Here is an 11,627-nt window from a genome sequence, read left to right as displayed (position 1 = left end):
CCAAAAAGGGCCACTCCTAAAACCAATAGGAGGGCCCTTGAAATTTTATTTAATTTGTTTCTGGCTCTGGCGTAAAATCTTGACCGTTAAATGTTAATTTAGATGGTGAGATAAGAATTTCTCTGTTCGCTTCGTAGTAAGGGTCTAAAACTTTATAAAAGGCTTCCCATTGCTCACCAGCTTTTTCATCTTCACCCTTTTGTTCAAGGGCAACTGCTTCTTCATAGTGTTGTTTTAATTTTGCGTAATCCGCATTACTAATGCTGAATTCGATATCTGCCATATATTCCTCGAAGGGAACTGGTTTAAAGTGTGGGCGAAGTATTTCATAGAATTCATCCCATTTCTTCATGGCCAATTCTTCGTCTTTATCTTTTTCAGCTTTTTGTGACTCTTCATAGAGCGTTTTAAGTTTTGCAAGTTCCTCTTTTGTTAAATCGACGTTCATATCCGCCATATACTCTTCAAAAGTTAAAGGTGGATATAATTCTTGGTAATAAGGTTCAAGAATAGTGAAAATTTTATCAATGTTTTCTGATGCCTCATCCGCTTTATTTTCTTTTACATACTTAATCCAGTTACTATAAAGTGTTTTTAGCTGTTCTTTATCTTGAGCTTTGATAACAATATTTTTTTCAGCGAATGCAGCTTCATTAATAAATTCTTCAAAAGGCTCAGGTTGCCAAATTGCTAATTCGTAAGGTCTTGTGATGTTATCCATCGCCTCATAGATTCGTTCCATTTCCTCATAATTCTCTTCTTTTTCAGCCTTTTTCATGTCAGAAAAGAGTTTCTCTAGTTGGACTAATTCTTCTTTTGTTACTTCTTTAGGTAAGCTTTTTTTATAGACGGCAAAGGTAAAGAAATCTGAGTAATCTTTCACAATACTACCCTCAACTAAAATTTCTTGCCCCTCTGCTAGCTTTAACTGCTCAATTTGTTTATCTGAGAAATTGTGTAAACCGATGTAGTAGTTTTTTCCATCTGTTCCTTTAAGGGTAATGCTGCCACCATCAAAATATTTAATGGTACCTGTTATTTTTTGTTCTATTTGAATCGTTACATTATTTGTTGTATCAACAGCTGTTGCACCGGCTTGAAGCGGTGTTAATACAGCCATCCCGAGTGTTAATGCTGAAGCTAATAGCCATGTTTTTTTAGCAGGTTTTTTCATATTTATCAATTCTCCTTTAGGTTAACTTCTGTTACCAATTATTAGACGTTTTACCAACTGAAAAAGTTTTAGCTTTTTGAAAAAAATTTCAAAAAATTAAAGAGTGGAGGATTCATGATAATGACCACTGTTTTAGTATCTGAAGTCTTTGGAAAATAGCTATTATTTACAGCTCACACCATGTAAAGGGTTAATTATCGAAGCAAAGATTTACAAGGATTACAGTGCTTCTAGAGAAATTTCATGGGCACGAACTAAGGCGTTATTGCAGCTTATACTATTTTAAGCTCTTTACTCCTAATTGAAGATTTTAGGAGAGACGCTGTCATTCTAATGATTAATCTTATAAGATAATTTGCAGACACTTCCGTTTAATCCAAGCTCTTCTACTGCTCATCCTGAAAATAGATTTTATAGAATTTGCGATTTGTTGCCTCATCATAGCCAACTTCAATTAATTCATCTATTTGGTCGATATGTTGAATATTTACTTGGATTTCAATATTGGAATCCAGTTTGATTTTACGTTTGTATTTCTTTTCAGCCTTTTCTAGCGCACTATCAGAAATGACAGTCTCATAGGGTTTGACCGAATTAATGATGATATCTTTTTGAGTAGTGTCCGCTTGCTCAAAAACAGTTTCAATATAATGATTTACCTGAAACTCCTCTTCATTTCTAAAGTAATCCAGTGTTTTATTCAAGAGCCCAAGTTTTTCTGTGCTAGTATAATTTTCTTCCTTTAAAATGAATTTTTTGCATTCTGTTAATGCTAAATTGGTTTTATAATAATGCTCATCCGCTGCCTTAATTTTTAAAAATCGTTCTTGCCAATAAACAATATCTTCTTTACGTTTTGTTTTAATATAAACAGCAGGAGATTGATCCTGTCCCATATCAACAATAATAGCCATATTATTAATTTTCTTAACGTTAATGCCATCCACGCCGTTCACGATCATTTGATTGTGTTCATTTTTCACATCTAAAAACATTTCTTTTTCATCGATTTTGACAATAGCGAGAATCTTTTTTGCCTCATCTAATAGTAAACAATTTTCAAAAAGGCCAATAAACAGTTCTCCGCTTTTAATATTAGGATGCTGTGACACACTATGTAAGTGCTTGGCAATATTTTGTGAATGTTCTTGGAAGTTACTTTCCTGTTCGAAAATGGCGCTCGAATACGTAAAAACTTCATTGAGTGCAATAGAGCTTTCATGGAAAAATGCATATTGCTGTTCCAAATCAATTTTACTAAAAGCGAGCTGTGTAAAGGCTGCTTCTAACATGACCTCAGGTTGTGTAAAAACTTCTTCTCCTAAAATAAGCGTCTCACTCAAAAAATGCAGACTATATTGTGCTAATTTACTTTCACTGACTTCTAGCATAAATTTCACCTTCTAATTTTTCATAGTAGCTAGTATACCATAAGCTAAAGATTGCTTTTATAAGTACCAGTACTCATTTGAGGCTGGTTTTTTTATGGTCACCGAATGTTAGTGTCTTGTTATGAAAGAATGTTGAGGATTGGAAGTTTAAAATACTGCTGCTTAGATAAAGATAAAAACATGTAGAGATACTCTGTACAAGAGTACTAAAGAGGGTGATCAATATGTGGGAAAAGGTGATTTCCTACATGCCACATTGGCAAGTTTTTTTACAAGGTTTTTTAGCTTTTTTTATTCCATATTTAATTTATAAATTGTTTCATGTTTTTTTATTTGTTAATAAGAGCAATGGCAAAATTGAGATGAAAGAAAAAAGTGAACAAGGTGAGAGTGTACACATCCCTGTTCAAAAAACGTTAGAACAATTTACAGGGGATTATAATAAAGATCTTTTACAAATGAGGAAAGAACTTGGCCATAATTGGGATATTCATTTTAGAGAATTTCAAATAGGAAATACGGATAATCGTGCAGCAATCGTTTTGCTAAAAGGTTTATGCGATAAAGAATTAATTGACAAACATATTTTGAAATCATTAATGAATGGACATACAGAAAAGTCGTCTGTTTTAAGAGGTCATGAACTACAACATTCAATTAGAAATGAAATCCTACCAGTGAGTGATCTGCTAGAGGAATCGAAAGTCATGAAAGCTGTTGGCAAAGTATTAACTGGTTCCACTGTATTAATTGTGGATGGCATACAGAATGTATTTATCATTGGCACGGCACATGGCAAAACTCGAAATCTTGAGGAGCCTGTTTCTGAAGCAATGGTACGTGGACCAAGAGTGGGCTTCACAGAAAAATTAAGTGTGAATACCTCTTTATTAAGGCAGCATGGTGAGAATCGAAATTTGTCGATTATTGAGATGGAAGTAGGCGAACGTACGAAAAAAGAGTTGGTTTTAGCCTATATAGATGAAATTGTACAGCCTAATCTCGTCAAAGAGGTGAAGGAACGAATTGAAACAATCCATTTGGATGATGTTGCTGAATCGGGATATATTGAGCAATTGATGGAGGATAATTACCTCAGTCCATTTTCGCAAGTGCAGAGTACCGAACGTCCTGATCGGGTTATTGCTGCTTTATTAGAGGGACGAGTCGCAATTCTTTTAGATGGAACTCCCTTTGTATTAATTGTGCCAGTCACGTTTAATATGCTACTGCAATCACCAGAAGATTACTATGAACGTTGGTTGTCGAGCTCTCTTATTCGCTTGCTTCGCTATTTTGCTGCAGGCATCTCTTTATTTGGCCCATCCCTGTATATTGCTTTTGTATCTTTTCATCAAGGTTTAATCCCCACTAAACTAGCGCTGTCCATGATGGCAACAAGGCAGGGAGTACCGTTCCCAGCATTGATTGAAGCCCTCATTATGGAAGTCGCTATTGAGATATTACGAGAAGCAGGACTTCGTCTACCGAAGCCGATTGGTCCGACAATGGGGATCGTTGGGGGACTTGTTATTGGAGAAGCCGCCGTACAGGCAGGAATTGTTAGTCCAATCATGGTCATTGTGGTGGCATTAACAGCAATTTCCTCTTTTGCTATCCCTCAATATAATGCTGGTATCACGCTAAGAATGCTACGTTTTGTCGCGATGTTTTCCGCAGCTTTATTTGGACTATATGGCATCATTCTATTTTTCTTATTCCTTTGCAGTCATTTAGTAAAGCTAAAGAGCTTCGGTGTATCATATTTGAGCCCAACTATTCCGTATCGAGCAGGTGATTGGAAAGATTTTATGGTACGAATGCCGTTAAAGATGATGAAGCATCGTCCTAAATTGTTAAAGCCACAAGATTCGGTCCGCAAAGGGGAATAAGAGAAAGGGAGCAAAACAGCCATGAACAGCAGTATGAAAGATAAAATAACGACATCACAAGCAGTTGTTATTATTATTAACTATATTCTTGCCACTGGGATTCTTACTTTACCTCGTGCATCTGTTGAAAAGGTAAAAACGCCAGATGTTTGGATTAGTGTATTTTTAGGTGGTGTCGTTGCAATGATTGCAGGTGTAATCATTGTGAAGCTAAGCCAACAATACCCTGACAAAACATTTTATCAATATAATCAAGATATCATAGGAAAGTGGTTAGGGTGGTTTATAAGTGCGTGTGTAATTGCCTACTTTTTTACCATTTCTGCCTTTGAAGTTCGCATCATGGCTGAAGTAACCTCTCTCTTCTTATTAGAAGGGACCCCCACTTGGGCGATTATTTTGCCCTTTTTATGGGTTGGGCTTTACTTAATAAGCGGTGGCATCAATACAATTGCTCGCTTATTTGAAATCATTTTTCCTATTACCTTTGTTATTTTTTTACTTGTGGCTTTTTTAAGCTTAGGGATTTTTGAAATCGATAATTTGAGACCAGTACTCGGTCTGGGCGTTGTTCCGATGTTAAAGGGAATAAAAACAGCGACCCTGGCATTTTTAGGGCCTGAAATTATGCTACTACTTGTGGCATTTATGTACCCATCAGATAAATCAAAAGCCGTAAAGGTTGTACTGGCGGGTATTGCCATACCTTTGCTCTTTTATGTCATCACGGTTGTGATGGTCATTGGTGCTCTATCTATTGAAGGTGTTATGACAAGGACTTGGCCAACGATTGAATTAATGCGAAGTTTTGAAATCCCTGGTTTAATTTTTGAACGCTTTGAGTCATTTCTTCTTGTAATTTGGATTATGCAAATCTTTGCTACCTTTACGATTACTTATTATGCGGCCACTTTAGGTTTAGCCCAACTGTTTAAGAAAAATATGCATCCTTTCTTATATGGATTACTGCCAATTATCTACATTATTGCGATGACACCTAAAAATATTAATGATCTTTTTACATTTGGCGATAAGATTGGTCATGCTGCATTAATTTTATTTGGTTTAGTACCGATAACCTTACTCCTTATTTCGAAATTGAAAGGAAAGAAAGCATGAAGCGAATACAATGCTGTGTACGTTTACTTCTAGTTGCGACGGTAACCTTACTTCTTACTGGATGTTGGAGTAGTAAAGAGATAGAGGATTTAGGCCTTATTGTAGGTACATCATTGGATTTAGAGACGGGTGATGTTTCCTCTGAAGAGCAACAAGATGCTAGGTATGCAAACAGACAGTTGCTAACAATTACCAATCAATTTGTTACGTCAGAGACAACGGTTTCTGGAACAAAAGAGGGAGCATTGCCAGGAAAAGCGTATAAAAATGTTTCTGAGACAGGTGATGCGGTGTTACCAACTTTACGAAATATGCTGTTAAAGGTGGATAAACGTTCCTTTGCTGAACATTCCAAAGTAATTATTATTGGTGAGGAATTGGCTAGTACTATCAATCTCCAGCAAACGTTGGATTTTTTTCTAAGAGAATTAGAAATACGGCCAAGTGGACTGCTCTTTATTGCTCGGGATCAGGCAAGTCAGGCACTGGAAACAAATGAACCAACTAAAATTCCTGCCTTTCAATTAGTAGAAATGATGGAGGGACATGAAAGGACGACTAAAATTTTGCCTCCGATGACCGTAGCCAAACTAGAGGGGAAGCTGTATTCAGACTCTAGCTTTTTATTGCAAAATGTGAGTACGGAAAATGGAGAAGTAAAATTTGCAGGCGCTGCTATCATTGAAGGAAAAACCAAAAAGCTACGAGGATTTTTAAATGAGAGTGACCTAGAAGGAATTGCATGGATGTCTGGCGATGCGAAAGGTGGTCTTGTCAAAGGCTTTGATGAGGAGTCAGGAGCACCCATTGTGTATGAAATTATTTCAGCTAAAAGTAAAATTATTCCACATGTAAAAGGCGATCAAATCTCCTTTACGATAAAAATTCAATCAGAGGGAAGAATTGCTGAACATTGGGTTCTCTCCGATAAAGCATTTGACAATCAATTTTTGAAAAAAGCAGAGAAATTATTTGAAAAAGAGATAGAACAATTAGTGAGGAAAGCACTAGATAAAACGCAACATGAATTTCAAACAGATGTTTCTGGATTTGACAATAAACTAAGAATCGATTACCCGAAAGTATGGCAAAAAAGAAAAAAAGAATGGGATCAAACGTTTAGTGAGGTTCCTATTACATGTGAAGTGAATGTTTCCATTAAGGATTATGGCACGTCAGGTGATTAACATCGTTAATCATCTTTTTTTCTGTCCAGTTAGTCTATTCTGGAATGAAAGGACATATAGTAGATATTCGAAAAGATGGGGGATAAAAGACATGCAATATACTATTCAATCAATCGCTACCGTTCGTAACAATCGGCAAATGATAAAAGATGATCATTGGGGAGAGATTATTTCAACTATTGAACTTGCTGATCATATCCAAGAGGCGTCCTTAAAAGGAATAGAAGATTTTTCTCATCTAGAAGTTATTTTTTATTTTGATAAGGTTACAGACGATCAGATTCAATATGAGGCAAGACATCCGAGAAATAATGATGATTATCCTGAGGTCGGCATTTTTGCACAAAGAGGTAAGAATAGACCTAATAAATTAGGAAGTACAATTGTTGCCTTGTTAGAGGTCAAATCAAGAGGATTAATCGTTCAAGGGCTAGACGCTATAGATGGCACACCTATACTAGACATAAAGCCTGTAATGAAAGAATTTTTGCCTAAAGAGGATGTTAAACAGCCAGCGTGGTCAATAGATTTAATGAAGGCCTACTGGGGGTAAGGAAGTTGTTAAAGCGCAGACAATTGTGGGTTACTAAAAAAGGGGAGTAGCGTGCTCCCCTGATTTTTTAAAGAATGATTCCTTTTTGATAAAGAATGCTAATGGCATGAGAGCGATTTTTGGCACGCAATTTTTAGATAGCAGATTTTACATATTGTGTAATGGTTAATTCACTTAATTTCATAACATCTACTATTTCCTTTGTACTATCTCCCTGCGCTACCTGTCTCATTACCTCTAATTCACGCTTGCTCAGAAAGCCCTCTTTTTTGCTTTTTCTAGCTTGCATGATAAGCAGTCCAATCATATTTCCAAAGGTGGTCATGTCATCTAACAGCTTATCATTTATATCGATTTCCTCTTCTAGAGGTTGCTAATGCAACACTCTACGTCAAAGGTGATTTCTGGTATACGGGGGCCAACCTCGAAGTTTTTTAATGTATCTAGGTGGATTTGATTATTACACAAAACATTGAAATGAGGTAGCTCAAAACAACAATTATGAAGGCTTTAAGTTAATGAAATTAAAATACTATCATAGTTTGTAAGAGGGGAGCATATATCAATATGGGGCAACAAGTAGTCATTATTACAGGTGCTGGAAGTGGTATTGGAAAAGAGACTGCAAAATTGCTTGCCACTAAGGGAAGCTACTAAATGTGTGTTACATCGAAATATTTCAGTGCCTTTATAAAAAATTTAAGAAAATCCCGAAACCATAATTTACTCAGGTTTCGGGATTTTTTTTAAGCAAAATGATCTTTTAGCTAGTTTGTAATGTCGTCTTTTAGGTTAAACTTTTATCGAGTGAAAGGAGGAGAATGTAAAATGTTACAATTTGAATCAAAAATTGTTGGAAAAGAGATAGGGTTTGGCTATTTACGAGATAAAATTGCCGATCGGGGTTTCACGATCGGCGGGAATTGGGAGTACTATAAAGGTAGCTTTGACTCGGTATTATGGAAAGAGGCAGGAGAAACTATTTATTTACGTGTCCCTTTTATCGTCACATCAGGAGAGCTTGATAATGAAGATGCTCAAATTCGTTTTCAAAAGCCATTTGTCATTAAGCATGTTGAGAATATTGGTCTAGATTATGATGAGGGCTCCTTACTAGATGCAACTGGTGTTAGCCAATTTCAAACCCCGCTTGATAAAGATGGATACATTCATGATAAAAGTAGATGGATTCAAGCAGGTGAACAAGCTGTGGAAGAAAAAGTACTTCCATTTTTCATTCATTAGCTAGATAAATTTAAATGGCTGCTACAAGAAATTATATGTCTTTTCTCCTTGTTATTTTGGGAACATGTAATCAAAAATACAATTAGAATTGTCGTAAGAATTTTCCAACATTATAATGGTATTAGCATGTACTACTATATGAGGTGAGTTTATGGATAAAATAGCTATAGATGATTTTCAGCATTCCTATCAGAAATTGCACCAAGAACGACTCATCCATCGTAAAGAAGCCTTTCTAGAGGTGTTAGAAAAAACAAGAACATTTGGTGAAATAATCCTGCTTGAAAGTATAAAAAGTAAGAGAGGCGTCTAGGTGGCGTCTCTTTCTATTTTTCACAAATGAGAGGATGAATAATCATGGGACGTTACATGCCTTTATTACTGCTAACAATGATTCTATGTGTTGCTTGTACGTCAACGAAGGATAATACCAATAAAAGGTTAGAGAGTGAGGGAAATCACGCGATAGATGCTATGAATTCCTCTGTTGAAATAATAGCAGATCAATTGCAGACACCATGGTCGATTCAAAAAAGTGGAGATGTCTTTTATATAGCAGAAAGGCCAGGCAATATTGTAAAAATTGCAGAAGGGAGCGTTGATAGGCAGCAGATTATCCTGAAAAAGGAGCTATCAACTGCGCCAGAAGCGGGTATGTTGGGATTTGTATTAGCGCCTAATTTTCCTACCAGTCAAGTTGCCTATGCGTATTATACGTATGTCGAGGGAGAGGAACAATTTAATCGAATTGTTACGTTAACGTTTAGCGATGATAAATGGGTCGAACAGGATCTTATTATGGATCGAATAAAGAGTGGTACATATCATCATGGTGGACGATTGAAAATAGGTCCTGACGGAAAGCTGTATGCAACGGTAGGAGATGCAACACAACCTTCTTTAGCACAGGACGTGGAAGCTTTAGAAGGAAAAATTTTGCGCATCAATTTGGATGGCTCCATACCGAATGATAATCCTTTTCCTCAATCCTATATATACAGCTATGGACACCGAAATCCACAAGGCTTAACATGGTCTACTGATGGGACGATGTATGCCAGTGAACATGGCAATGCAGCAAGTGATGAAATTAATATCATTGAGAAGGGGAAGAATTATGGCTGGCCTCTTATTGAAGGAATGGAGAAAGAGCAGGGGATGATAACACCTCTTTTTACATCCGGTGCTTCTACCACATGGGCTCCATCAGGCATTGCTATTGTAAATGATCAATTATATGTCGCTGCCCTAAGAGGTACAGCAGTCCTAGCTTTTGATATAAATAAGAACAAACACAATGAATTACTATCAGAATTTGGTAGAATTCGTGATGTCTTTGTGGATGAAAAGTTTCTTTATTTTATTAGCAATAATACAGATGGTCGTGGAAATCCACAACCTCAGGATGATAAACTATATCGAACGCCATTGTGATATAATATTTGAGAAAACATGGAATGGTAGGAAGAATGGGGAGGACAAACATGGCAAACTATCTTAAGATTGCAGTAGCAATTGATTTCTCAGAACAATCATTAAAAGCATTGGATAGAGCGAGTCAATTAGCAAAGGAATACAATGCTCTTTTACAATTGGTGAATGTCATTGATACAAAATCGTTTGGAGCAGTTTCAGCATATGACTTAAAATATGCCGAGGAATTGAAGAAGGAAAACATTCTTAAAATGGAAAAGCTAGAAAAAGAGGCGTTACAGACAGGAGTCAAAGAGGTCGAATCCATTGTAGAAACAGGTTCACCGAAAGGTATTTTAACACAATTACCTCAGGTTGATTTAATTGTTTGTGGTGCAACTGGGTTAAATCGTATGGAGAAAATGATGTTAGGCTCTGTAGCAGAGAAAGTCGTACGTCATGCGCTTTGTGATGTGTTGATTGTTCGTTAGTGGTTAAATAGTTTAGAGTAAAAGAACCTGCTTGTGCTAGTCGACAAGCAGGTTTTTTTATTATTGGATTGTTTGAGCGTTATCAATAATGCTTTGAGGTATATCAATTGTTTTTAGATGATTAAATTCCGTATACGTAACGACTGATTTTGTATTCATTAACAATTCGTCACCTTCTACGGCCATTTTTAAGTCAAAATTCATATCCATTTTGTTCGTATCGAAAGTCTCTTTATCGATGTGTAGCACGTAGTTAATTTTTTCAATTGATAGTTGATCCATTGGGTTTTCTTCTAGACCCATTTCTTGGATAGACTTATTAATCTCAGAATCGATTAGCTCTTTGAATTTATCGCCTTTTGCATTTAATGTAAGGACATATTCATCATCCGTTTGTTCAAATGTAAAGTCCTTAATGAATTTTTTCAATTGTTCTAGCTGTTCTTTCGCATCAGCAGAAGCCGCCGTTTGATCTAATATAGCATCAAAGTCCTCATTAGGAAGCTTTAACCAGCTGTCTGTTGTCGAATCCTTCATAAATAAGCCTGCATCTTTTTTCATATACATTTCAATTGGCATGTCCATTGTTTCTTCACCTTCATTCATCATATCAGGCATTGTCATAGATCCTGATAAATGCATTGCAAGTGGATCAACGATGATATCCATCTCCATTTTGGAGTCGATTGAAAACTCCATTGCTTCTTCACCAGACCCAACCTTTGTCACCTGTGTCATATCCATTTTAGCACTTGCACTTTGAATATCAGCCTGGCGTTCTACTGCCTTGTCATACACTTGTTCTAAAGTGAGCTTGCTTTTATTAGTTGTGTCTTTCGTAGGCGTAGCGCTTGAATTACAAGCGGCAAGTGTCAACGCTAGTGTTCCGACTGCTAATACTTTAAAAATTTTCTTCATTACTTTCATCTCCTATTCTTGGTAAAAAACACTATCTACTACTATACGCACTAGAAAAGGAAAAGTTTCATAAATTGTTAGAAAAGAACTACTTTTTTATTAAAAAAATAACATTATTCCTACTTTTGTAAGTGGTAAACGTGATAATTACCAAATGAATAGGGATAAAACAAAAAAGCTGTCACGAACTTATCATACAAGGATGATAAGTTCAGACAGCCTTTTGCTTACACCGTAGTGTAAT

The 11,627-nt window shown here is 36.2% G+C and carries 13 protein-coding genes; 9 read left to right on the top strand and 4 right to left on the bottom strand.

The window, feature by feature from the left end:
* Positions 1 to 49 precede the first annotated feature (49 nt).
* Both LCP48_RS16685 and LCP48_RS16680 read right to left on the bottom strand, forming a co-directional pair.
* Positions 50 to 1,174: a hypothetical protein gene (locus LCP48_RS16685; protein ID WP_009373933.1), complete on the bottom strand. Its 1,125-nt coding sequence runs from the start codon at positions 1,172 to 1,174 to the stop codon at positions 50 to 52.
* 386 nt (positions 1,175 to 1,560) lie between these two features.
* Positions 1,561 to 2,565 (bottom strand): nucleoid-associated protein, encoded by a 1,005-nt coding sequence (locus LCP48_RS16680; RefSeq protein WP_004226553.1) that lies wholly within the window; start codon positions 2,563 to 2,565, stop codon positions 1,561 to 1,563.
* 224 nt (positions 2,566 to 2,789) lie between these two features.
* Here LCP48_RS16680 and LCP48_RS16675 point away from each other — a divergent pair, with 224 nt between their 5' ends.
* From LCP48_RS16675 to LCP48_RS16660, 4 genes are all read left to right on the top strand, one after another.
* Positions 2,790 to 4,457, top strand: a complete 1,668-nt coding sequence (locus LCP48_RS16675) for a spore germination protein (RefSeq protein WP_225340388.1) — start codon at positions 2,790 to 2,792, stop codon at positions 4,455 to 4,457.
* Between the two features lie 21 nt (positions 4,458 to 4,478).
* Positions 4,479 to 5,576 (top strand): spore germination protein, encoded by a 1,098-nt coding sequence (locus LCP48_RS16670; RefSeq protein ID WP_004226558.1) that lies wholly within the window; start codon positions 4,479 to 4,481, stop codon positions 5,574 to 5,576.
* The gene (locus LCP48_RS16665) at positions 5,573 to 6,763 is read left to right on the top strand and encodes a Ger(x)C family spore germination protein (RefSeq protein ID WP_004226561.1); all 1,191 of its coding nucleotides are present in this window, start codon (positions 5,573 to 5,575) and stop codon (positions 6,761 to 6,763) included. The genes LCP48_RS16670 and LCP48_RS16665 overlap by 4 nt, the downstream gene beginning before the upstream one ends.
* Positions 6,764 to 6,854: 91 nt before the next feature.
* Positions 6,855 to 7,316: an SAM-dependent methyltransferase gene (locus LCP48_RS16660; protein ID WP_004226563.1), complete on the top strand. Its 462-nt coding sequence runs from the start codon at positions 6,855 to 6,857 to the stop codon at positions 7,314 to 7,316.
* 133 nt (positions 7,317 to 7,449) lie between these two features.
* Here the strand turns inward: LCP48_RS16660 and LCP48_RS16655 are convergent, their stop codons facing one another.
* Positions 7,450 to 7,605 carry a LuxR C-terminal-related transcriptional regulator gene (locus LCP48_RS16655; RefSeq protein ID WP_009373937.1) on the bottom strand — a complete coding sequence of 52 codons (156 nt, stop codon included), beginning with the start codon at positions 7,603 to 7,605 and terminating at the stop codon, positions 7,450 to 7,452.
* Positions 7,606 to 7,883: 278 nt separating this feature from the next.
* Here LCP48_RS16655 and LCP48_RS16650 point away from each other — a divergent pair, with 278 nt between their 5' ends.
* From LCP48_RS16650 to LCP48_RS16630, 5 genes are all read left to right on the top strand, one after another.
* Positions 7,884 to 7,973 carry an SDR family NAD(P)-dependent oxidoreductase gene (locus tag LCP48_RS16650; protein ID WP_004226567.1) on the top strand — a complete coding sequence of 30 codons (90 nt, stop codon included), beginning with the start codon at positions 7,884 to 7,886 and terminating at the stop codon, positions 7,971 to 7,973.
* A 171-nt stretch (positions 7,974 to 8,144) separates the two neighbouring features.
* On the top strand, positions 8,145 to 8,561 hold the full coding sequence (locus LCP48_RS16645) for a YugN family protein (protein ID WP_202341304.1): 417 nt from the start codon (positions 8,145 to 8,147) through the stop codon (positions 8,559 to 8,561).
* Positions 8,562 to 8,712: 151 nt separating this feature from the next.
* Positions 8,713 to 8,874: a hypothetical protein gene (locus LCP48_RS16640; protein ID WP_004226572.1), complete on the top strand. Its 162-nt coding sequence runs from the start codon at positions 8,713 to 8,715 to the stop codon at positions 8,872 to 8,874.
* Between the two features lie 44 nt (positions 8,875 to 8,918).
* Complete coding sequence (locus LCP48_RS16635) at positions 8,919 to 9,995, top strand: PQQ-dependent sugar dehydrogenase (protein ID WP_004226575.1); 1,077 nt, start codon at positions 8,919 to 8,921, stop codon at positions 9,993 to 9,995.
* A 50-nt stretch (positions 9,996 to 10,045) separates the two neighbouring features.
* Positions 10,046 to 10,465, top strand: a complete 420-nt coding sequence (locus tag LCP48_RS16630; RefSeq protein ID WP_004226579.1) for a universal stress protein — start codon at positions 10,046 to 10,048, stop codon at positions 10,463 to 10,465.
* A gap of 60 nt (positions 10,466 to 10,525) precedes the next feature.
* Here the strand turns inward: LCP48_RS16630 and LCP48_RS16625 are convergent, their stop codons facing one another.
* Positions 10,526 to 11,383, bottom strand: coding sequence for a DUF6612 family protein (locus tag LCP48_RS16625; protein WP_225340387.1), 858 nt, complete (start codon positions 11,381 to 11,383; stop codon positions 10,526 to 10,528).
* Positions 11,384 to 11,627 lie beyond the last annotated feature (244 nt).

Origin of the sequence: Lysinibacillus capsici (genome assembly GCF_020217405.1) — a bacterium.
Lineage (GTDB): Bacteria > Bacillota > Bacilli > Bacillales_A > Planococcaceae > Lysinibacillus > Lysinibacillus capsici.
This window is presented reverse-complemented; position numbering and strand designations above follow the sequence as displayed.

Coding starts and splice junctions, on each gene's coding strand:
- LCP48_RS16685 (WP_009373933.1), bottom strand. CDS start 1,174: ATGAAAAAACCTGCTAAAAAAACATGGCTATTAGCTTCAGCATTAACA.
- LCP48_RS16680 (WP_004226553.1), bottom strand. CDS start 2,565: ATGCTAGAAGTCAGTGAAAGTAAATTAGCACAATATAGTCTGCATTTT.
- LCP48_RS16675 (WP_225340388.1), top strand. CDS start 2,790: ATGTGGGAAAAGGTGATTTCCTACATGCCACATTGGCAAGTTTTTTTA.
- LCP48_RS16670 (WP_004226558.1), top strand. CDS start 4,479: ATGAACAGCAGTATGAAAGATAAAATAACGACATCACAAGCAGTTGTT.
- LCP48_RS16665 (WP_004226561.1), top strand. CDS start 5,573: ATGAAGCGAATACAATGCTGTGTACGTTTACTTCTAGTTGCGACGGTA.
- LCP48_RS16660 (WP_004226563.1), top strand. CDS start 6,855: ATGCAATATACTATTCAATCAATCGCTACCGTTCGTAACAATCGGCAA.
- LCP48_RS16655 (WP_009373937.1), bottom strand. CDS start 7,605: ATGCAAGCTAGAAAAAGCAAAAAAGAGGGCTTTCTGAGCAAGCGTGAA.
- LCP48_RS16650 (WP_004226567.1), top strand. CDS start 7,884: ATGGGGCAACAAGTAGTCATTATTACAGGTGCTGGAAGTGGTATTGGA.
- LCP48_RS16645 (WP_202341304.1), top strand. CDS start 8,145: ATGTTACAATTTGAATCAAAAATTGTTGGAAAAGAGATAGGGTTTGGC.
- LCP48_RS16640 (WP_004226572.1), top strand. CDS start 8,713: ATGGATAAAATAGCTATAGATGATTTTCAGCATTCCTATCAGAAATTG.
- LCP48_RS16635 (WP_004226575.1), top strand. CDS start 8,919: ATGGGACGTTACATGCCTTTATTACTGCTAACAATGATTCTATGTGTT.
- LCP48_RS16630 (WP_004226579.1), top strand. CDS start 10,046: ATGGCAAACTATCTTAAGATTGCAGTAGCAATTGATTTCTCAGAACAA.
- LCP48_RS16625 (WP_225340387.1), bottom strand. CDS start 11,383: ATGAAGAAAATTTTTAAAGTATTAGCAGTCGGAACACTAGCGTTGACA.